General features: G+C 33.2%; 21 protein-coding genes. 6 read left to right on the top strand and 15 right to left on the bottom strand.

Translation table 11 applies throughout. The features are described 5' to 3' along the window. Positions 1–97: 97 nt before the first annotated feature. Complete coding sequence (locus ACXAG4_RS11285; RefSeq protein ID WP_475296195.1) at positions 98–595, top strand: hypothetical protein; 498 nt, start codon at positions 98–100, stop codon at positions 593–595. On the opposite strand, the gene ACXAG4_RS11280 is transcribed toward ACXAG4_RS11285, so the two are convergent. Genes ACXAG4_RS11280 through ACXAG4_RS11250 form a run of 7 tightly spaced genes read right to left on the bottom strand, consistent with a single transcriptional unit; the run spans position 592 to position 7,406 of the window. Further along, complete coding sequence (locus ACXAG4_RS11280; RefSeq protein ID WP_475296194.1) at positions 592–1,812, bottom strand: class I SAM-dependent rRNA methyltransferase; 1,221 nt, start codon at positions 1,810–1,812, stop codon at positions 592–594. The genes ACXAG4_RS11285 and ACXAG4_RS11280 overlap by 4 nt on opposite strands. A 13-nt stretch (positions 1,813–1,825) precedes the next feature. Continuing rightward, positions 1,826–2,893 carry an AMP-binding protein gene (locus tag ACXAG4_RS11275; RefSeq protein ID WP_475296193.1) on the bottom strand — a complete coding sequence of 356 codons (1,068 nt, stop codon included), beginning with the start codon at positions 2,891–2,893 and terminating at the stop codon, positions 1,826–1,828. 12 nt (positions 2,894–2,905) lie between these two features. Then, positions 2,906–3,880, bottom strand: a complete 975-nt coding sequence (locus tag ACXAG4_RS11270) for a lysostaphin resistance A-like protein (protein WP_475296192.1) — start codon at positions 3,878–3,880, stop codon at positions 2,906–2,908. Positions 3,881–3,884: 4 nt separating this feature from the next. Further along, positions 3,885–4,931 (bottom strand): o-succinylbenzoate synthase, encoded by a 1,047-nt coding sequence (locus ACXAG4_RS11265; RefSeq protein ID WP_475296441.1) that lies wholly within the window; start codon positions 4,929–4,931, stop codon positions 3,885–3,887. A gap of 3 nt (positions 4,932–4,934) precedes the next feature. Then, entirely contained in the window at positions 4,935–5,612 is a 678-nt protein-coding gene (locus ACXAG4_RS11260) for a metal-dependent hydrolase (protein WP_475296191.1), read from the bottom strand. Between the two features lie 48 nt (positions 5,613–5,660). Next, positions 5,661–6,563, bottom strand: a complete 903-nt coding sequence (menA, locus tag ACXAG4_RS11255; protein WP_475296190.1) for a 1,4-dihydroxy-2-naphthoate octaprenyltransferase — start codon at positions 6,561–6,563, stop codon at positions 5,661–5,663. A 3-nt stretch (positions 6,564–6,566) separates the two neighbouring features. Beyond that, positions 6,567–7,406: a 1,4-dihydroxy-2-naphthoyl-CoA synthase gene (locus tag ACXAG4_RS11250; protein WP_475296189.1), complete on the bottom strand. Its 840-nt coding sequence runs from the start codon at positions 7,404–7,406 to the stop codon at positions 6,567–6,569. A 264-nt stretch (positions 7,407–7,670) separates the two neighbouring features. On the opposite strand from ACXAG4_RS11250, the gene ACXAG4_RS11245 reads away from it, so the two are divergent. Continuing rightward, positions 7,671–7,847 carry a hypothetical protein gene (locus ACXAG4_RS11245; protein WP_475296188.1) on the top strand — a complete coding sequence of 59 codons (177 nt, stop codon included), beginning with the start codon at positions 7,671–7,673 and terminating at the stop codon, positions 7,845–7,847. A 3-nt stretch (positions 7,848–7,850) separates the two neighbouring features. Here the strand turns inward: ACXAG4_RS11245 and ACXAG4_RS11240 are convergent, their stop codons facing one another. Both ACXAG4_RS11240 and holA read right to left on the bottom strand, forming a co-directional pair. Then, complete coding sequence (locus ACXAG4_RS11240) at positions 7,851–8,516, bottom strand: uracil-DNA glycosylase (RefSeq protein ID WP_475296187.1); 666 nt, start codon at positions 8,514–8,516, stop codon at positions 7,851–7,853. A gap of 16 nt (positions 8,517–8,532) precedes the next feature. Next, positions 8,533–9,537, bottom strand: a complete 1,005-nt coding sequence (gene holA, locus ACXAG4_RS11235) for a DNA polymerase III subunit delta (protein ID WP_475296186.1) — start codon at positions 9,535–9,537, stop codon at positions 8,533–8,535. 127 nt (positions 9,538–9,664) lie between these two features. On the opposite strand from holA, the gene ACXAG4_RS11230 reads away from it, so the two are divergent. The 4 genes from ACXAG4_RS11230 to ACXAG4_RS11215 all read left to right on the top strand — a co-directional run bounded on the left by ACXAG4_RS11230 (position 9,665) and on the right by ACXAG4_RS11215 (position 12,725). After that, positions 9,665–10,111 carry a type I restriction enzyme HsdR N-terminal domain-containing protein gene (locus ACXAG4_RS11230; protein ID WP_475296185.1) on the top strand — a complete coding sequence of 149 codons (447 nt, stop codon included), beginning with the start codon at positions 9,665–9,667 and terminating at the stop codon, positions 10,109–10,111. After that, the gene (locus ACXAG4_RS11225) at positions 10,108–11,097 is read left to right on the top strand and encodes a glycosyltransferase family 2 protein (RefSeq protein WP_475296184.1); all 990 of its coding nucleotides are present in this window, start codon (positions 10,108–10,110) and stop codon (positions 11,095–11,097) included. Before ACXAG4_RS11230 ends, ACXAG4_RS11225 begins: the two co-directional genes overlap by 4 nt. Before the next feature lie 107 nt (positions 11,098–11,204). Further along, positions 11,205–12,041 carry an OmpA/MotB family protein gene (locus ACXAG4_RS11220; protein WP_475296183.1) on the top strand — a complete coding sequence of 279 codons (837 nt, stop codon included), beginning with the start codon at positions 11,205–11,207 and terminating at the stop codon, positions 12,039–12,041. 168 nt (positions 12,042–12,209) lie between these two features. Further along, complete coding sequence (locus tag ACXAG4_RS11215) at positions 12,210–12,725, top strand: hypothetical protein (protein ID WP_475296182.1); 516 nt, start codon at positions 12,210–12,212, stop codon at positions 12,723–12,725. 62 nt (positions 12,726–12,787) lie between these two features. On the opposite strand, the gene ACXAG4_RS11210 is transcribed toward ACXAG4_RS11215, so the two are convergent. From ACXAG4_RS11210 to ACXAG4_RS11185, 6 genes are all read right to left on the bottom strand, one after another. Then, positions 12,788–15,934, bottom strand: coding sequence for a type I restriction endonuclease subunit R (locus ACXAG4_RS11210; protein ID WP_475296181.1), 3,147 nt, complete (start codon positions 15,932–15,934; stop codon positions 12,788–12,790). Then, positions 15,927–16,595: a transposase gene (locus ACXAG4_RS11205; RefSeq protein WP_475296180.1), complete on the bottom strand. Its 669-nt coding sequence runs from the start codon at positions 16,593–16,595 to the stop codon at positions 15,927–15,929. Before ACXAG4_RS11205 ends, ACXAG4_RS11210 begins: the two co-directional genes overlap by 8 nt. Positions 16,596–16,745: 150 nt before the next feature. Continuing rightward, positions 16,746–17,987 (bottom strand): restriction endonuclease subunit S, encoded by a 1,242-nt coding sequence (locus ACXAG4_RS11200; protein WP_475296179.1) that lies wholly within the window; start codon positions 17,985–17,987, stop codon positions 16,746–16,748. Next, positions 17,984–19,498, bottom strand: a complete 1,515-nt coding sequence (locus ACXAG4_RS11195) for a class I SAM-dependent DNA methyltransferase (RefSeq protein ID WP_475296178.1) — start codon at positions 19,496–19,498, stop codon at positions 17,984–17,986. Before ACXAG4_RS11195 ends, ACXAG4_RS11200 begins: the two co-directional genes overlap by 4 nt. Before the next feature lie 314 nt (positions 19,499–19,812). Then, positions 19,813–20,265 (bottom strand): carboxymuconolactone decarboxylase family protein, encoded by a 453-nt coding sequence (locus ACXAG4_RS11190; RefSeq protein ID WP_475296177.1) that lies wholly within the window; start codon positions 20,263–20,265, stop codon positions 19,813–19,815. Between the two features lie 56 nt (positions 20,266–20,321). Then, on the bottom strand, positions 20,322–20,828 hold the full coding sequence (locus tag ACXAG4_RS11185; protein ID WP_475296176.1) for a DUF1440 domain-containing protein: 507 nt from the start codon (positions 20,826–20,828) through the stop codon (positions 20,322–20,324).

The raw sequence follows: 20,828 nt of genomic DNA, 5'->3' as shown, positions 1-20,828 counted from the left end.
ATTTAATCTGAACTTAAATTTCTGACAACATGATATTTATCATAAATTTATTATGCGCGCATAGTTAATTTTATAGTTGAAATAAAACAACAATATCATGAAAACTCTCGTTACTAGTATTTTAACCCTATTTGCATTAGGCTTCACTACCGCCCAAACCATTACGTTACCTAACACAGTAATAACTGTTAACACAGATTATACTTCTACTTTTGAAGAAGATAATGCATTGTGCATAAAAAAGTTACAAGAAATAGTTTCTAATTTTGATAATGAAACTATAGCAGAATTGTATGATAGAAAAGATGATGTATATAGCGTAAATTTTAGTACAGAACATGGTGACATTGTAGCGTATTTTACAAAAGAAGGAACTATTGTACGTGCTTATGAAACATTTAATAACGTACGTTTACCTTTAGAAGTTTCGCAAGCCATTTGTAAAAAATATCCAAACTGCTGCTTTGTTGAAGATGTTTACAAACTTAAATACATAGCTAAAAAAGGATTGGCAGTAAAAGAATATCACGTAATATTAAAATATAATAATGACATTATTGAAGTAAAAACAAATGAAAAGGGCCAATTTATTTAATTACTAAACCTGTAATAACCACATTTTAAATAGGCGCCTTCTGGAAATGCCACAGGATGATCTATATCGTGGTATGTGTTTAATATGTTTTTAAAAGGTCTTGTTTGGGCTGTTAATACTTGCAAATTAATGTCAAAAAAAGCTTGTGCTAACACACGCGATGAACATGACGCTAACACTAACAAACCATTTTTAGCGGTTAGTTTTACACCTAATTTAGCTAATTGTGCATATTTTTTTTTAGCCAATACAATTTCAGATTGTTGTTTGGCAAAACTAGGCGGATCAATTACCACCACATCAAAAGTTTTACCATTTTTTATAAGCGTATTTAAAGTTTCAAAAGCGTCTCCAGCCATGGTTAAATGTTTGCCAGTGTAGTTATTTAATTTACCATTTTCAACGGCAATATTTAGCGCTTGTTTACTAATATCTAAACTGGTAACCTCTTTTGCGCCATTGGCTAAGGCATGCACCGAAAAACCGCCAGCATAACTAAATACATCTAAAACAGTTTTATTTTTGCTCAACTGCCCTACTTGTTTTCGGTTGGCTCTATGATCTAAAAAATAGCCCGTTTTATGTCCTTTTATAACGTTAGCTGAAAAGTTTACGTTATGCTCCACGAAATTAACTACCTCATTTTCTAAAGTACCAAACACAACATCGCCATCATTTAAATGATGACTATTAGCTTGTTGCAAACTTCTGCTTAACCGTATTACAATGGTGTTTGCCTGCGTTACAGTTTGCAAACTTTCTAAAACAGTTTCTAAATAAGGTAACCAAATTTCAGAATATAATTTTACAACCAAAACAGACGCATATACATCAGCAATTAAACCCGGAAACCCATCATTTTCACCAAACAGCAATCTGTAACTATTGGTATTAGTTTTTAATAATGGTAAGCGTTTTGAATAGGCTGTTTTTATTTTTTTTAAAAAGAAAGATGCATTGATGGTTTCTGCTGAAAAATGCATCATTTTAATTCTTATGGGTGAATTAGCATCAAATAAACCCAAGCCAATGGGTTTGTTGCTATTTTTACTGAAAACTATAGCTAAATCGCCTGTTTTAGCATTATTATTAATTTTTATTATGCTATTTGAAAACACCCATGGGTGCTGTTTTAAAACAGATTGCTCGCCTTTTGCACTAAGTTTTACCGCTAAACGTTTCGGTTTGTATAAAGATTGTATTTGTTGTGAAAACACTAAAACTAATTTTTTACTGTATCAATTTTAAAGTATTTTCTCTGTGTATTTTACCTGAAAGTGTTTCGGCAAAATTAGGTAAATAATATACCTTTTTAGGTACTTGATATTTATCTAAACCATTAAAAACAGAAGGATCTACACAATTTTCTTCACCTTCAACAATTAAAATTAATTTATCTCCTAAAGTATCATCGGGCATTGAAGTAACAAAAAATTGTTCTTTTATTTTACTTTGCAGTTTTTCTTCAATTTGTTCAGGATATAATTTTATCCCACCAGAATTTATCACATTATCAAAACGCCCTAACCATTCAAACTCGTTTTCAGAATGAATTTTCACAATATCATTGGTAACTACCGTATCATCTGATATGTGAGGTGCTTCAATTACTAAACAATTTCTTTCATCTGTTGAAATTTTAATATCGGGTAGTGTTGTGAAACATATTTTAGAATCTTCATCTGTAAAATGGTTAAGTTTTCTAACGGCAATATGCGTAACAGTTTCTGTCATGCCATAGGTTTCATACACCTGCGTTGGTTTATCTTGAATTAAAGCTTTTATGGGTTCAGATACGCGACCGCCGCCAACTATAGCTGTTTTTAAAGATTTTAGGTGTTTTGCAAAGTTTTTAAGTTGCATGGGTGTAAAAGCACAAAAATCATAGTGCTTTTTTAAATCTATTCTTGGTGAAACAGATGGTTCAACCATATCTAATTCTAAACCTAAAATTATGGCTCTAACAATCATCATTTTACCAGCAATAAAGTTTGATGGCAAACAGTTTAACACCTTTTTTCCTGGAGTTAAACTAAAAAAGTTACCTGTAGCAATGGCAGAATTTACCATAGCCTGTTTTTTTATTTTTAGTTTTTTGGGTTTGCCAGTAGACCCTGAGGTTTGTACTTCTATATAATCTTTATTATCTAACCAATCTAACAGAAATAACCCTAACTCACGCTGGTACGGTATACCTTCTTTGGTAAAACTGTAGGCTACTTCCATGAGGTCTTCAAATGAATAATGATAGTTATTTAACTTAAACCTTAAGTGTACGTTTGTGTAAGTAGGAATCATTGTGTTGTGTATTTATGGTTGAAAATCTATATCTTCTAAAACTTTGTAATCTTCTTTAGGTGGTTCTGTAACTGTGCCTACTAATTTATCTTTCCAGTTGGTCCATTTATATTTTTTTGAAAGTATAAACAGTAGTATTGGAAAAATTACAAAAACAGGCAAAATAAGCTCCGTAAACCCAATTTGCTCGGGGTCTGAAATATCTTTTAAAATAGAGTGCGTTTGAAACGCTGTCCAGTCTGCTGTAAGCAATAAAGCAGCAAATAAATTATTGGCTGCGTGAAAGCCCAAAGCTAATTCCATACCTTCATCCATGAGCGTTATAATACCTAAAAATAAACCAGTACCAATGTAGTAAACCATTATAAGATAGCCTAATTTTTCTACCTCCGGATTTGCAATATGTAGCAAGCCGAAAACTACAGATGTAATTAATAGTGGTAGCCATTTATTTTTAGCAATAACTCCAATACCTTGCATTAAATAACCTCTAAATAAGTACTCTTCAAAACTGGTTTGCAGTGGTACCATTATTATGGCAATTACGCATAAAATTAAAAATGGTACTAACTTAAAATTTAGTTGGTAATTTTCTGGTGCAGCAAAATATTCAACCGCTATTAAAGCACTAGAAATAACGCCCCAAATCACAAAAATAAACCAAAAACGTTTCCAATCTATTCTTTTTCTGCTGGTGGTTAAATGCGTAAATGATTGCTTATGCAAGTATTTTGATACTAAAATAACTACTAATAAACCTGCCGCGAATGATAATAACATTAAAAACAGACTTAAATTAGGCTCTAATAATCCAAGCATTTTAGTTTGGTCTAAATTAGCCATATCTTCACCACTACTAAATGCTTTTGCTATAACGGCTGCTGTAAATGGCAACTGCCCAACTATAACACCAAATACAACTATTACCACGCCAATTACATACCGCCACCAATCATGCAAAACATTAAATGCTTGTGCTATATACATACTATTATTTATTTGTTAAAAATTCTAAATTCCACGTTTTGTTTTTATTGTATTGCAATGTACCATTTTTTACTTGCAATGGACTACTAAAATTGTTTGTAAATAAACTGCCTGTGCCTAATCCTTGAGGCATAATACTTTGTTTATTAAAGGTATATTGTGCAATGGCATTAAGGCCTACATTACTTTCTAAAGCACTGGTAATCCACCAACCAACATTATGATTTTCAGCAATTTGTATCCAAGTATCACTTCCGCTAAAACCACCAATTAAACTGGGTTTTAGTATAATGTATTGCGGTTGTATGGTTTGTATTAAAGTTTCTTTATTTGTTACAGAAAATACACCAATTAATTCTTCATCTAAAGCTATTGGTAACGGCGTTACATCACAAAGTTGTGCCATGTCTTCTATTTGGCCTTGTTTTATGGGTTGTTCAATGGAGTGTAAATTGAAATCTGATAATATTTTTAATTTCTCTAAAGCTTCACCGGGTGAAAAAGCGCCATTGGCATCAACACGTAATTCAATATCATTTGCTGAAAATGATGTTCTTATAGATTTTAGTAGTTTACATTCGGCATCAAAATCTATAGCTCCAATTTTCATTTTTATGCATGTAAAACCTTCCTTAATTTTAGCCTCTATTTGCTGTTTCATATAGGCTTCAGACCCCATCCAAATTAAACCATTAATTGGTATTGGCGCTTCGTTTTTTGTAAATTGTGAAGGAAACAAGGTAAAAGTATCACTTGCTTGTAAAGATTTAAAAGCCATTTCTAAACCAAATTGAATGCTGGGAAATTCGGTTAAAGCTTCTAATAGTTTGGGCAACCCCAAATGTATGTTATTGCAAACCCATTGTAGTTTTTCTTCATAATCTGGCCTATCATCAATAGATAAACCTCTAAATAAACCACATTCGCCAATGCCTTGTTTTCCTTCCGAAGTTAAAAAAATAAACCACGTTTCTTTGGTTTTTAAAATACCTCGTGAAGTTCCGCTGGGGTGTTTAAAATTTAAAATGTATTGTTGGTAACTGGCTTTAATCATTTACAATTCAATAGATTCTCCTATATTCAACAACATTAAATCTTTATCATTATCAAAGAATTTTTTCTTTGCGGCAGCATGATCAATTTCAATATAACCAAAGGTATCATAATGATAGCCTAAAACTTTATTACATTCTAAAAAATTACTTGCAATAATGGCATCATCAACACCCATTGTAAAGTTATCGCCAATTGGTAAAATGGCTAAATCTAAATTGGTTTGCATGGGTATTAATTTCATATCAAAAGTTAAAGCGGTATCACCGGCTATGTAAATATTTTTATGTTCGCCTTCAATTATAAAACCTCCGGGTTGCCCGCCGTAACTACCATCAGGAAAAGATGATGTGTGTATGGCATTTACATATTTTACTTTGCCAAACTCAAAATCCCATGAACCGCCATGATTCATTGGGTGTCCTTCTAGATTTAAAGCGCTATAATGATTCACAATTTCATAATTAGAAATTATTGTGGCCCCTGTATGTCTTGCAATAGCTTCAACATCTAAAATATGATCTTGGTGCGCATGTGTTACTAAAATATAGTTGGCATTTAAGTTTTCTATTTTTATGTGTGACGCTTTAGGGTTTCCTGTAATAAACGGATCGACTAAAATATCAATATCGCCAATTTGAATGGCTAAACTGGCGTGACCCAAAAATGTAATTTTCATGATGTTTGTATTAAAAAATTAACTAGCTAAAATTACAAAAAGTTATGCTTACAATAAATGCCCTACGCCTAAAAGAATGGCTAACAAAACGGTTGTTAATGCTAGTTTTTTTAATTCAGGGTCTAAAATCTTGGGTTCTTTGTTATTTTTAACGGTTTTTAAATGAAGTAATAAAGGCACATAAGCCACCATAAAAATAAGATTTAAAGGTGATGTATAATAAAGCACACCGAATATAGCCGATAATATTATTGCAAATACAACAAGTGTATAATGGTATATTTTTGCTTTTTTTCTTCCTAATTTTACTGCTAAGGTTATTTTATTAGATTTTTCATCAGATATGATGTCGCGCATATTATTTAAATTAAGAACACCCGCACTTAATAACCCCACTGCACATGCTGGCAAAAAAACTACAGCATGTAAAGCTTTGGCGTATAACACATAACAACCACATACACTTACCAAGCCAAAAAATATAAACACAAACACATCACCCAACCCACGGTAACCATAAGCGCTACCACCAACAGTATATTTTATGGCAGCTACAATACTGGCTAAACCTAGAATAAAAAACGTAAGTAATAATAAAACATTTTGTGTACCAAAAGCTGTAAAAATGAGTGTTAAAGCAAGTGCAATGGCTATAAACACGTTTATTTTAATGGCTTTTAGCATTTCTTTAGGTGTTAATTTACCCGATTGAATAGCGCGCTCAGGCCCTATTCTATCATCATTATCTGTGCCTTTTACACCATCACCATAATCATTTGCCAAATTAGATAAAATTTGCAAACTCAACGTGGTTAAAATAGCGAGTGTAAAAATACCCCAACTAAATACACCTTTTTTTGCTGCTAAACACGATGCTATTATAATACCAGAAATTGAAAGCGGTAGCGTACGCAACCGCATTGAAGACACCCAAATAGAAAATTTACTCATATTTTAAGGAATCCATTTTTTCTCAAAATTAGGCGCTCGTTTTTCTAAAAATGCATTACGCCCTTCTTTAGCTTCATCGGTCATGTAAGCTAACCTTGTAGCTTCACCTGCAAATACTTGTTGGCCAACCATACCATCATCAGTTAAATTCATGGCAAACTTTAGCATTTTTATAGATGTGGGCGATTTTGCTAAAATTTCTTGTGCCCATTCATAGGCTGTATCTTCTAGTTCATCATGCGGAATAACGGCATTTACCATACCCATTTCATAAGCCTCTTGTGCCGAATAATTTCTACCTAAAAAGAATATTTCTCTGGCTTTTTTTTGCCCTACCATTTTAGCTAAATACGCTGAGCCATAACCACCATCAAAACTAGTAACATCGGCATCTGTTTGCTTAAAAATAGCGTGTTCTTTACTTGCTAGTGTTAAATCGCACACCACATGCAAACTATGGCCACCACCAACAGCCCATCCTGGTACTACGGCTATAACCGCTTTTGGCATAAAACGTATTAAACGTTGTACTTCTAAAATATTTAATCTGTGGTATCCATCTTCACCAACGTAGCCTTGATGCCCTCTCGCTTTTTGGTCGCCACCACTACAAAACGAATACACGCCATCTTTGGTTGAAGGTCCTTCGGCCGATAGTAAAACGGCACCTATATTAACGTCTTCATTAGCATCATAAAAGGCATCATAAAGCTCACTTGTTGTTTTTGGCCTAAAGGCATTTCTAACATTTGGTCTGTTAAATGCAATACGTGCTACACCGTTACATTTTTTATATGTTATATCTTGATATTCTTTAGCTGTTACCCAATTTGCTTTCTTCATAATTCATATTTTTCTCAAAAATAATTTTTTTAAACAAATAGTGCATCTAGAATTAGATAATTTTCTTGTTAATAAATTAACATATTACATATTATGTTAGAGGTATTTTAAACATTTGTTAATTATAATAGATTAGTATAAGCACGTATTGTTTTGTAGTACTTTATGTATTATGTTTGCAGTATAATTGTAAATTTAATAGTAATTTATGCTTTTTATCAACCAAAAAGCGTATTTTACCGTAAACTTAAAACTCAGTCGCCTATGCTATTAACAATTACCCTAACCATTGCTTCTTTAGTTTTAATTAACTTTTTATTGCTAATTTTTAGTGTTAATAAAGTTAATAAAAGCAATAAAGACAAAAGAATTGTTGTACTAAACGCTAGTAAAGCACATACAACTACAGGCAACCAAGTTTTAGCACCTACAGGAAGCTAAAAACTACCAATTAACAGGTGCTTTATGCACCTTTTTTAATATGCTATTGGTTTTACTAAAATGTGAATTATTAAACCAATACCCTCTATTTGCACTTAATGGCGAAGGATGCCCTGAAGTTAACACATGGTGTTTCTTTACATCTATTAACTTAGCCTTTTTCTTAGCAAAGCCACCCCATAATAAAAACACCACATCATTTGTGTGAGTACTAACGGTTTTTATAACAGCATCAGTAAAGGTTTCCCAACCTTGCTTTTGGTGACTTCCTGCCTCGTGAGCTCTTACTGTAAGTGTTGCATTTAAAAGCAAAACCCCTTGTTGCGCCCAACGCAATAAATTACCACTTTTAGGATACGCCACACCTAAATCAGTTTCTATTTCTTTAAAAATATTTATTAATGATGGAGGATGTGCTACACTGTCATTAACCGAAAAACATAATCCGTTAGCTTGGTTTGGTCCGTGGTAGGGGTCTTGACCAATGATAACGACTTTAACATCATTAAAATGGCAGTAATTAAAAGCATTAAAAATGGCATTCCCTGGCGGATAACACGTGTGTTGCTCATACTCTTGTTTTACAAAGGCTACCAACTCAGAAAAATATGGTTTATTAAATTCGGGTTCTAAAAAAGGTTTCCAACTATGGTGAATATCAACGTTCATTCAAAATAATAGTATGTTAATTTAAAATACCTGCAAGTAATTCTTTTAATAAATCGCCTTGCGGAACAGCATTAGCACCTACCCCTTTTCCTTTTACATCAAACGTTCTTAACAGTGCCACAATAGCACTAACTTTTCGCATAGGATAGTTTTTTGCTGCTGTAATATATTCATTTACAAAATACGGATTGATTTTAAGTGCAGCCGCTACATTTCTGGGTGATTTATCGGTCATGCCATGAAACTGTAATAACTGCGAAAAAAAATTAAACAACAGCGCAACGGTAACCACCATAGGGTTGTCTTTAGGGTTTTCGGCAAAGTAATTTACTATTTTATAAGCTTTAACCGCATTTTTTTCACCAATGGCTTTGCGTAACTCAAAATTATTAAAATCTTTACTTATACCTATGTTTTCTTCAATATGCTCTGGTGTGATTTGGGTGTTTTCAGGTAAAATAATTTGAAGTTTTTCAAGCTCGTTATTAATTTTACTTAAATCAGTTCCTAAAAACTCCACCAACATTTGCGCTGCTTTTGGAGCTATTTGATAGCCTTTTGGCGAAAGCACGCGCCTAATCCAATCAGCTACTTGATTTTCATAAAGTTTTTTGCTTTCATAAATAACCCCTGTTTTTTTTAGGCTTTTGTAAAGGGTTTTGCGCTTATCAATTTTTTTGTATTTATAATTTACAACTAATATGGTGGTTGGCTGCGGATTTTGTGCATAAGCCGCCAATTTTTCAATGGTTCTAGAGAGGTCTTGGGCTTCTTTCACAATAACAACCTGGTATTCGGCCATCATTGGAAATCGTTTGGCATTACTTACAATATCTTCAACACTTACATCTCTACCATACAATACCATTTGGTTAAACCCGCGCTCTTCTTCGGTTAAAACAGTACTTTCAATAAAATCTGATATTTTATCAATGTAATACGGTTCTTCTCCCATTAAAAAGAAAATGGGTTTTAATTGCTTATTTTTTATGGCTGTTACCAGTTGTTTAACCTCGTCCAAAAGTGTAATTATTTTTATTGTATATGTTGCCTTGCTAATATTTAAGCACTATTTATGGTATTATTTTCAAAACTATTTTCTATTAAAAATAATTTAAAGTGCCATTATATAGTTATAAATTTGCAGCGTGCAACAACTTAATTTCCCTTCATATACGTTTCGTTTCAAAAGTAACGAAAATAAAATTTCTATATTCGATAGTATTCGTAAAAAGTTTGTGGTTTTACAGCCCGAAGAATGGGTACGCCAGCATTGTGTGCAGTATTTAATGTTGGAAAAAAAATACCCTAAATCGCTTATAAATGTTGAAAAAGAACTGACTGTAAACGGATTAAAAAAACGCTACGACATTGTAGTTTTTAACCCCAACGGTTCAATTTTTTTAATTGTTGAATGCAAAGCGCCTAAAATTACTATTAATCAAACTACTTTTGATCAAGTTGCACAATACAACCTAGCGCTTAACGCTACCTATTTAATGGTTACAAACGGATTAAATCATTATTATTGCCAAATGGATTTTGATAATGAGCGTTATAATTTTTTAAAAGACATTCCTAATTACAAAGTATGAAAATAGCCGTTGTTATATTAAACTGGAATGGAAAACAATTACTAGAGCAATTTTTACCATCGGTAACAAAACACTCGCCCCAAGCCAGTATTTATTTGGCAGATAATGCCTCAACAGATGCTTCGGTAGCTTATGTAAAGGCACATTTTCCTGCAGTAAAAATTATTCAAAACACAGAAAATGGCGGCTACGCCAAAGGTTATAATGATGCTTTAAAACATGTTGAAGAACCCATTTTTTGCCTTTTAAATAGTGATGTTGAAGTAACAAAACATTGGTTAGAACCCATTATTACTGCTTTTAAAACAGATGCTAACACGGCTATTATTCAGCCCAAAATATTAGATTACAAGCAAAAAGACCATTTTGAATATGCTGGTGCTGCCGGTGGTTTTATTGATGCCTTTGCTTACCCCTATTGCCGTGGTAGAATTTTTAATACCATTGAAAAAGATGTTGGGCAATACAATGATACCGCTTCAATTTTTTGGGCATCGGGGGCCTGTTTATTTATACGCAAAACAGTATTCAACACCTTAAACGGCTTTGATGCTTCCTTTTTTGCGCACATGGAAGAAATTGACTTATGCTGGCGTGCTATAAACTTGGGCTACCAAGTAAAATACGTAGGCGCATCAACCGTGTATCATGTTGGTGGTGCTACGCTAAAAAACACAAACCCCAAAAAAACGTACTTAAATTTTAGAAATAGCTTATTTACACTCACAAAAAACACACATGGCATACTTTTTGGTGTAATTTTGGCTAGGTTATTGCTAGATGGTGTTGCTGCTGTTAAGTTTTTATGCGAATTAAAACCCCAACACACTTTAGCCATACTTAAAGCGCATTTACATTATTATGCGCAATTAAACCAATTATTAAAAAAACGAACAACCATGACACCAAAAAAAACGTATAACCATGTAAAGTCTATAGTATTTCAATATTTTGTTTTAAGAAAAAACACGTATAACCAATTATAAAAAGCACTTAGTAAAAGTTTTGTTAACTAACAACTTTGAACAGTTTTTTTTACATACTTTTGCAACACAACTAGATAAATTAATCCTTATAAATTACTTAATAACTTATGAAAAAATTCTTATTATTTAGCTTATCTTCAGTATTATTGTTAAGCTCATGTGTATCTAAAAAAGAGTACACGGCATTACAAGAAAAACAAAAAGAAACTCAAGATTTGCTTAACTCTGCTACCGTTAAATTAAACTCATGTTTAGAAGAAAAAGCATCGGCATCGGCAAGATCACAAGCCTTAGAAGAGCAAGTAGCAGATTTACGTAAGTATAATGATAACCTTCAAATATTATCTGCTAAAGGTGCTAGCAATGTTGAAAAAACATTAGAAAGCATTAAAGAAAAAGATTTAAAAATTACACGCTTACAAGATGCCCTTACTAAAAAAGACAGTGTAACATTGGCTTTAGTAACTAGCTTAAAACGCGAAGTTGGTATTAACGACCCAGACATTGAAGTAAATGTTGAAAAAGGTGTGGTATTTATTTCTATTGCCGATAAATTATTATTTAAAAGCGGTAGCTACATTGTAACATCAAAAGCTAAAGATGTATTAGCTAAAGTAGCTAAAGTAGTAAATAGCAAGCCTGATTTTGAGTGTATGGTTGAAGGACATACTGATAACGTACCTTACAGAAAAGAGCCATTGTTAGACAACTGGGATTTAAGTGTTAAACGTTCTACATCTATTATTAGAGTATTAGAAGATTTAGGTGTTAACCCAAGCCAGTTAATTGCAGCAGGACGTAGCCACTATGTTCCGTTAGTTGATAACAATACTGCTGAAAACAGAGCAAAAAACAGACGTACGCGTATTGTTGTATTACCTAAAATTGATCAGTTTTACGACATGATTGAAAAAGAAATGAAAAACTTATCTGCTACTAACTAGTAGATAAACAATACATATATTTTAAAAGCCCAACATTGTTGGGCTTTTTTGTTTAAGACATTTTGGTGATACTGCTTTGGTGATGGTAAAATAATTATTTAAAAATTAATGTTAACCTTTTTTAAAAATGGTCATAAATACATAAAACCATAATTAAAAATTATTATCATGAAACAATTACAATTAAAAATGACTTACCTATGCACCCTTTTACTTTTAACACTTACAATAGCTTGCTCCCCTGAAGACGGTGCTGATGGTGAACAAGGCCCTCAAGGTGCTCCTGGTAATGCCAATGTTATAATGAAAACGGTAAACAACGTTAGTTGGACAGAAGGATTCTATTTAGGCGCTCCTGCAAACGTTTTTGAAATAAATGACCCTGATTTAAATGAAGAAACTATTAATAATGTGCTAATACATATGTACTTTAAGCTAAGTTTTGATGATGCTTGGTACCCAATAACCTATTCTTTTCCATATAGTTCTGGAGGGCAACAAGTTATTGCTTTTACCTATAAACCCAATGTAATTACAGTATACGCATTAAAAAATGGTGATGTTGTAAATGCAAGCATATCAGAAATAAGATACTTTATTATAGAAGCATCAAACACGCTTACTTCAAAACAAGACCTTAAGCAATTATCATACAAGCAAGCGTATGCATTGGCAAAAAAATAATTATTTATGGCCTAATAAAAAAGACAAGCTATTTAGGCTTGTCTTTTTTATTATTTAATTATTTATTTTGAAAACATTTCAGCTAAAGCTTCACCTTGGGCTAACACTTTGTCTGCTTCCATTTTTGCTATATCTGGTGGGTAACCATAGCGCATTAGTATTTTCTTTACGGTTAATCTTAATTTTGCTCTTACATCATCTCGTTTACTCCAATCGACTGTGGCATTTTTTCTAATAACATCAACAATGGTGTGAATCAACTCCTTCATTTTATCATCTTCTAAAAAGTTGGTTGATTCGTTTTGTTTTAAGACACTGTAAAATGCATATTCTTCTGGTGTTAAGCCTAAATCTTCTGATTTGGAATCTTCTAATCGCATTTCTTTTGCAATTTCAGATAGTTCTGCTAGTACTTGAGCTGAATCTATTTGATTGTTATGATAGCGTTTTACAACCGATTCTAACATTTCAGAAAACTTCTTTCCTTGTGCTAGATTCTTTGTTTTTCTTATTCTTACCTCATCACTCAATAATTTTTTAAGCAATTCAAAAGCAATATTTTTTTGTTGCATATTTTTTACTTCCAACAAAAACTCATCTGAAAGAATACTTACAGATGGTGTGGCAACTCCTGCTGCTTCAAAAACATCAATCACACCATCACTTGACAACGCATCATCAACAATTTGTTTAATAGCTGTTTCTACCTCATAATCCGACTTTACACCACTTCCTGTAAACTTATTTAATCGTGCTTTTACGGCTTGAAAAAACGCCACTCCGTCTTTCAATACTTCTGCTTCTGGACTTGGAATTGACATTGCAAATAACTTTGATAACAAAGTCACTTCTTTTAAAAATCGGTCTTTTAATTTTTGGTCTGCTAAAATGAAATTTTGAGCACCCAATAACACTTGTAATTTTTGTGCTGTATCAACTTTAAAATATTGCTTAAAATCAAAACCGTTGAACATTTGTTCTACGATTTCAAACTTCTCTTTCATACCTGCAATCGCTTCTTTTATATCTACAACAGGCGAACCTTCGCCACCACTTTGTAAATAGGTAGCCATTGCTTTACGTAAGTCTTGACCAATCCCTATATAATCTACAACTAAACCGCCAGGTTTATCTTTATATACTCTATTTACTCGTGCAATAGCTTGCATTAAATTTGCACCTTGCATTTTTTTATCTACATACAACGTATGCATACTAGGAGCATCAAATCCAGTTAACCACATATCACGAACAATCACCAATTTAAGTTCATCATTGGTGTCTTTCATTCTTGTGGCTAAATCCTTTCTTTGATTTTTAGTGGTGTGGTGCGGTTGAAAATGTTCTGGGTCGTCTGTAGCACTTGCCATAATGACTTTAATGGTTCCTTTGTCTAAATCGTCATTGTGCCATTCTGGTTTTAAAGCAATTATTTCATTGTACAATCGAACACAGATATTTCGTGTCATTCCAACAATCATTGCTTTTCCATCTAGTCCCTTATCTCTTTCTGTAAAATGAAAAACAATATCTTTCGCCACATCTTTTAAACGGTCTGGATGCCCAACTACAGAATCTATAGTTGCCGTTTTCTTTTTCGCTTTTTCTAGTTGTTCCTCAGTAGCGTCTGAAATGTTATTGATTTCATCATCTAATTTTTGGGTTGTTTTTTCATCTAATTTAATTTTTATTAAACGAGATTCGTAACTGATAGGAACGGTTGCACCATCATCTACAGCTTGTTTTATATCGTAAACATCAATATAATTTCCAAAAACCTGTGGTGTTGATTTATCTTCTTTTTCAATTGGTGTTCCTGTAAACCCAATATAAGAGGCGTTCGGTAAGGCATCACGTAAGTACTTGGCATTACCGTATCTTATTTCTGAACCATCATCTGTTTCTACCACACGACCTGAAAAACCATATTGACTACGGTGTGCTTCATCTGCTACTACAACAATATTCGTTCGGTCTGATAAGGTTTCGTATACATTACCTTCTGCTGGTGCAAATTTTTGAATGGTGGTAAATATTACGCCACCACCAGAAACTTTTAATAATTCTTTTATATGCTCTCTACTATCGGCTTGTACTGGTGTTTGCCTTAATAATCCCACGCAATTACCAAACGTACCAAACAACTGGTCGTCTAAATCATTACGGTCTGTTAGTATGACAATAGTTGGGTTTTCCATTTGCGAATGCGTAATAATTTGCCCGCTATAAAACACCATTGATAAGGACTTACCAGAACCTTGTGTATGCCAAACTACACCAACTTTTCTATCTCCACTTCGACTACGCTCAGTGCAGGCATCTAATGTACCAGTAGCTCTTAAAGTTTGAGCAACTGCTTTTTGTACTGCATAATACTGATGATATGCACCAACTTTTTTGATGTTTACTTGAGATATAATTCCTGTTTTCTCGTCTTTCTTTTCTTCTTTTTCAAAAACGGTGCAATATCGAATAAGCTCAACCAATGTTTTCTTGTTGAGCATATATTCGGTTAGTATCTGCAATTCTGTTCTTACTTCATTAGCTACTTCTTTTGGTGCTTTCCAAGATAAGTAACGCGAAAATGGTGCGGATACACTTGATGTGCCAGCATCTATACCGTCTGAAATCACACAAATGGCATTGTAATAAAAAATGCTTGGTACTGCTTTTTTGTAATTTTTTATTTGCTCGTAGGCTTTACGTAAGGTAGCTTTTTCACTTGTGGCACTTTTAAGCTCTATAAACACTAAAGGCAAACCGTTGATATAGATAACAACATCAAAACGTTTTTCGTTGTTGTTTTCTTTAACTACCAATTGATTAACTACCCAAAAGTTGTTGTTGTCTGGATGTTCAACATCTAGCAATTTTAGATTAATCCCTTTGGTTCGGCCTTCTTTAGTGTACTCTACAGTTACACCATTGGTAAGAAGGGTATGGAAACGTTCGTTGTTTTCCATGATATCTTCTGTACCTAAATTGATCACCTTTTGGTAGGCTTCTAAAAGAGCAGATTCTGGTAGTGTAGGGTTTAATTTTTTTAGTGAATCTTTAAAATGATTTTCTAACAATACCGAACTAAAACTCTCCCGTTGTGGACTTGAACCAATAGGTGAAATATCAGTACCATTAAAATACGTGTAACCTTGATTGACTAATTGATCAATCAAAGAGAGTTCTACGGTGTTTTCGTTCAGTTTAGCCATTTTTATAAAATTTATCTTTTTCCCATTTTAGGGGATTGTTGATAATGTAATTTTCTATGTTATTAAAAGCCCTATCGTTCCTTATGATATGTTCGTAATAATTGCGTTGCCATATGGATTTGGATAAATCGATATCTGTTGGGGCGAATCCTTTATCTGTTGGGGCGATTCTCTTATCCGTTGGGGCGAATCCTTTATTCGTTGGGGCGAATCCTTTATTCGTTGGGGCGAATCTCTTATTCGTTGGGGCGAATTGCAATTCGCCCGTACTTGATCGGATAATTTCTTTAATCTTTTTTGTTGTAGCCCCTTTATAGCCTCTTATAATTGCTCCAATTGTTTGAGATGGAGATTTGAAATCGCTCTTATTTTCGGATTGCTTTATGGCATAATCAATAGAAATAATAGCGTGCATATGATTGGGCATAATAATATAAGCGCCTAATGTGCAGTTTTTTCTAATTTCTGCTGTATGTATCCATTCTTGCTGTGCTATTTTTCCCATTGGATTAAGCTGAACTTCTCCATTTATGATTTCTCCAAATAAATGCTTTCTATCTTGTGTGCAAATAGTTATAAAATACAATCCTGCCTGTGCGTAATCGTATCCTTTTAATCGGATAGATTTTCGTTTGTGTATTTTGGGATTGTATTTGTTCATTTTTTTATTGTTTGAGTGAATTCTTCTTCTGTTGAGGCGAATCCTTCATCTGTTAGGGTGAATCCTTCATCCGTTGGGGTGTATCCTTCATCTGTTAGGGCGAATTGCAATTCGCCGTTACGATACTAGATCCGTAAGCCTACCCTTAGGTTATATGTTTACCCGCAATTGCCCACTCATTAATTTTGGTAATACCGTGTCTCTGGTTTGTTTGAGGGTTTGGATTTCTTCTTTATTTAGTGATATTTTATCTGTAGTTGAATTAGCTATCCTTGAAAACTGTTTGACCAAGTCAAAATTAGAAGGTAATGGAATTTCATAATCTGGGATTGCCTTTTTAGATAAATGCAAAACTGTTGTTCCATTAGAATATCCAACGCAATGACCTTTAAAACGTCTATCTTTCATCAAATAATAAAGAAATGAGGAAGAAATGTCCTTATGTATTGAATTTACTTTCACTAAATCCATTGTGATATACATCTTGTTAAAACCACCATTATCGAATATAAAGGCAGGATTCCCTAATACTTCTGCATCTTGTGTCAAATCCGTATGAGCAACTACTAAATCACCAATCTCTACTTCTTGTGATTCCTTTGGTTTTCCTTTGAAAGGTTTAAAACCTCTTGTTTGAAATCCACCATTTCTATCAAAGCTTTTTAAAGTAACTAGTGCTTCATTACTTTCTTGTACTAACTCTTTTCCCTTATAAGAATATCCATTTACTGTTTCAACTAATCCATTCATTCCAAATATTTCCCACCCATCAGGCAATTCATCCCCCACTTGGTATTTACCAAACCATGCTGCAAAAATAGTTTGTGCGGTTTGCTCTAGGGTTTTGTTTTGAGCTTGTAGGTTTTCTATTTTATCATCAAAAGCCGTAAGGATGTTGGCTATGGCTTTTTGTTCTGGTAATGGTGGAAGGTTAATGTTAATTACACCAAAAGTCTTTGTAGTAATCGTATCGAAAACAGCACCATAAGTGTTTCTGTTAATTTGCTTTAAACTATGTTTAGTCAAATAGAATAAAAAATCTTTATCAGAAACATTCTTAATTTCTCTTATGCCATAGCAAGATTGATTGAATGCCATTTCTTTTTTAAGTTGAGCCATTGCTCCAACTGTACCTCTTGCAGAAATAATAATATCTCCAACATTTAATAGCTTTGTAGAACTTTTTTTTAGACCTAACTCTGTGATTGATTTTTCTGTATCAGAAACCCACCTGTTATCGTTGTTAAAATCAACTACTGAAAGCCAAGGTATTTCTCCATCCCAATATTCAGAAACAGTTGTTTTGGGTGTTCCTCCACCAATAATTTTTATAACTTCTCCCAAAGTAGTTTCTTCCCATTCGTTTGGAATAATTTCATTTAGACTACTCATAAATTCATCCCAATTTTAGTCAGTTGTGTAGCAATTTCTTTATTTAACTCTTGCTCCTTATCCATTTGTTCTTTTAACAAAGCAGTCAATGACTGCATTTTTTCTTCAAACGGGATGCCGTCATCTTCTTCATCGGGTATGCCCACATAACGCCCAGGTGTGAGTACGTAACTGTGTTTTTGTATAGCTTTTAGGGTTGCAGATTTGCAGAAACCTTTTATGTCTTTATATAATTGGCTGTCGGCCTCCGACCTCCAGTTGAGATAAGTGTCTCGTATTTTAGCAATATCCTCTTCTGTAAAATCTCTATGCACACGAGATTTCATAAAGCCCATTTCAGAAGCATCAATAAATAAGACTTCTTTACTTGTATTACTTTTTTCTCTACGTAAAAACCAAATACAGGCTGGAATACCTGTGTTGTAAAACAGTTGTTTTGGTAATGCCACAATACACTCTACCAAATCATTATCTACTAAATTTTTACGGATGTCACCTTCGCCAGAAGTATTAGAACTTAAAGAACCGTTAGACAACACCGTTGCCATTACACCATTGGGTGCTAAATGGTACAGCATATGTTGCATCCAACCATAATTGGCATTTCCGTTGGGTGGTGTGCCGTATTTCCAACGGGCATCTTCTTGTAAAATATCAACTCCCCATTCTTTTTGGTTAAATGGTGGGTTGGCAAGTATAAAATCGGCTTTTAAATCTGGATGAGCATTCTTCAAAAATGTACCTTCTGTATTCCAAGCTACAAACTTGCTGTTAATGTTACGTATGGCAAGGTTCATTTTAGAAAGTTTCCAAGTGGTTTGGTTGCTTTCTTGCCCGTAAACGGTAATGTCTTTATTGTTTCCTTTTTTAGATTTTAGAAACTTATCACTCATTACAAACATTCCACCAGAACCACTTGCAGGGTCGTACACACGCCCTTTGTAGGGTTCTATCATTTCTACCATTAATTTTACTATGGCTTTTGGTGTGTAGAATTGTCCGCCTTTTTTACCTTCGGCATTGGCAAATTCGCCCAAGAAATACTCATACACACGACCAAAAAGGTCTTTAGAGTTTTCGTTTTCGGCTTGTAGTTCGGTGTTAGAAATTAAGTCAATCAGTTCACCCAAAGAAGTCTTATCTAAATTGGCTTTTCCATAAACTTGAGGCAATACATTTTTAAGTTCCTTGTTTTCTTTTTCTACTGCTTCCATTGCTTCATCAATGGTTTGTCCAATAGAAGGCAATTTAGCTTGTGCGTGAATATGACTCCAACGCGCTAGTTTAGGAACAAAAAAGGTATTTTCGGCAATGTATTCGTCTCTATCTTCTGGGTCAGACCACTCGTCAGCTTCTAATTTGTGGTACAATTCTGTAAAAGATTCTGAAATGTATTTTAAAAAAATCAAGCCCAATACTACGTGCTTGTATTCGGCAGCATCAATGTTTTTACGCAGTTTATCGGCAGCTTTAAATAGTTTCTTCTCGAAACTGGTGTCTGTTTTTGGCATTTATGATTGGTGTATAATTTAATTTTTAAATGTATAAATATTTTAGCTTTTCTCTGTAAGTAAAACCATAAAAAAAGCCTAAAAAAAAGCACCATCCAAACGAGTGTAAAAATTCATGCGTACGAATCATTTTATTCGTACGCATGAATGCGCAAAACGGTACTGACGAATCAATTTATTCATCAGTACCGTTCTTAGCCCCTTATTTTACTGGGCTTTACAAGGCATTTTTTTGCCTTTAACATAAAAATAAAACTTTTAATAAAAACACTAAAAATAGCAGTTAAAAGCTAAACATTTTTTTACTAACAGTATTATTTTTGTACTTGATAATTTCCTGCTGGAAACTTAAATGTTCTAACTAACCTTGTCCAAGTATTTATTTGAGACACAGCAAACGTTAAGTTACAAATTTCTTCTGTGTTAAAATATTTGGTTAAAGCATTGAAAATATCATCCGATATATCTTTTTCACTTAACTCTGTTAAGGCTTCTGTAAATTTAAGGACTACTCTTTCTTTTTCAGTAAAGAAAGAGGTATGATTCCAAACACTAATAGTTGACAAACGTAATTCCGTCTCCCCTTTATGCCTTAACTCTTTATAATGCATATCAATGCAGTAAGTACACTTGTTAATTTGTGCCACCCTTAAACGCATTAACTCTAAAAGTTGAAAATCTAATGTTGATTCTTTAAGATATTTTTCTATTCCCATTAATGTCTCTACCATTTCTTTGGGAATTTGATTAAATTTAATTCGTTCCATAATTTTTATTATTTTTTGAATGAAGTCTATATATTCTCTTTACCTAATTTGTAAATTTAATTTTCTTTTTTAGTATAATTTTTTGAAGTAATAATGGCAATTGGAAGCCCAACTAAAACCATATGCCAAATTATTCCAACAATTGCTAAATTTATATCAAAAGGACTTTTAGGTATATTTGATTGAGGTAATACAATCAAATTCATCACTAGCCAAATAGCTAAGCCAAATAGCAACCCCATTAATGCTACGTTTTTTCTTAAAAATGAAAGTTTAGGAAATAAGAAAAAATAGACAATAGCACATACGTATGCTATTATAAAATGATAAATAGTACCTGCTAATATCATTAGAAAACCACTATTGATTGCTTCTGGACCGTGTATTCCTGATGCTATAAATTGTAATACTTGCAACGGATTTAAACCAAAGAATATATAATAGACAATTACGCCTGCTATTGCATCTAATATTCCAGCTACTAAACCAGACCAAAGTATGGTTTTTGTAGCGCTAGATGATTTTGTAAAGTCAAAAATCGATGTTGTTTTATTTGCTTTCAT

This window comes from Seonamhaeicola sp. ABD4_175, assembly GCF_056160885.1.
Note: the sequence above shows the minus strand (reverse complement) of the source record. Positions and strands in the feature narration are given on the sequence as shown.

Coding starts and splice junctions, on each gene's coding strand:
- ACXAG4_RS11240 (WP_475296187.1), bottom strand. CDS start 8,516: ATGAACGTTGATATTCACCATAGTTGGAAACCTTTTTTAGAACCCGAA.
- ACXAG4_RS11225 (WP_475296184.1), top strand. CDS start 10,108: ATGAAAATAGCCGTTGTTATATTAAACTGGAATGGAAAACAATTACTA.
- ACXAG4_RS11205 (WP_475296180.1), bottom strand. CDS start 16,595: ATGAACAAATACAATCCCAAAATACACAAACGAAAATCTATCCGATTA.
- ACXAG4_RS11250 (WP_475296189.1), bottom strand. CDS start 7,406: ATGAAGAAAGCAAATTGGGTAACAGCTAAAGAATATCAAGATATAACA.
- ACXAG4_RS11260 (WP_475296191.1), bottom strand. CDS start 5,612: ATGAAAATTACATTTTTGGGTCACGCCAGTTTAGCCATTCAAATTGGC.
- ACXAG4_RS11285 (WP_475296195.1), top strand. CDS start 98: ATGAAAACTCTCGTTACTAGTATTTTAACCCTATTTGCATTAGGCTTC.
- ACXAG4_RS11190 (WP_475296177.1), bottom strand. CDS start 20,265: ATGGAACGAATTAAATTTAATCAAATTCCCAAAGAAATGGTAGAGACA.
- ACXAG4_RS11270 (WP_475296192.1), bottom strand. CDS start 3,880: ATGTATATAGCACAAGCATTTAATGTTTTGCATGATTGGTGGCGGTAT.
- ACXAG4_RS11215 (WP_475296182.1), top strand. CDS start 12,210: ATGAAACAATTACAATTAAAAATGACTTACCTATGCACCCTTTTACTT.
- ACXAG4_RS11185 (WP_475296176.1), bottom strand. CDS start 20,828: ATGAAAGCAAATAAAACAACATCGATTTTTGACTTTACAAAATCATCT.
- menA (WP_475296190.1), bottom strand. CDS start 6,563: ATGAGTAAATTTTCTATTTGGGTGTCTTCAATGCGGTTGCGTACGCTA.
- ACXAG4_RS11275 (WP_475296193.1), bottom strand. CDS start 2,893: ATGATTCCTACTTACACAAACGTACACTTAAGGTTTAAGTTAAATAAC.
- ACXAG4_RS11195 (WP_475296178.1), bottom strand. CDS start 19,498: ATGCCAAAAACAGACACCAGTTTCGAGAAGAAACTATTTAAAGCTGCC.
- ACXAG4_RS11220 (WP_475296183.1), top strand. CDS start 11,205: ATGAAAAAATTCTTATTATTTAGCTTATCTTCAGTATTATTGTTAAGC.
- ACXAG4_RS11210 (WP_475296181.1), bottom strand. CDS start 15,934: ATGGCTAAACTGAACGAAAACACCGTAGAACTCTCTTTGATTGATCAA.
- ACXAG4_RS11200 (WP_475296179.1), bottom strand. CDS start 17,987: ATGAGTAGTCTAAATGAAATTATTCCAAACGAATGGGAAGAAACTACT.
- ACXAG4_RS11245 (WP_475296188.1), top strand. CDS start 7,671: ATGCTATTAACAATTACCCTAACCATTGCTTCTTTAGTTTTAATTAAC.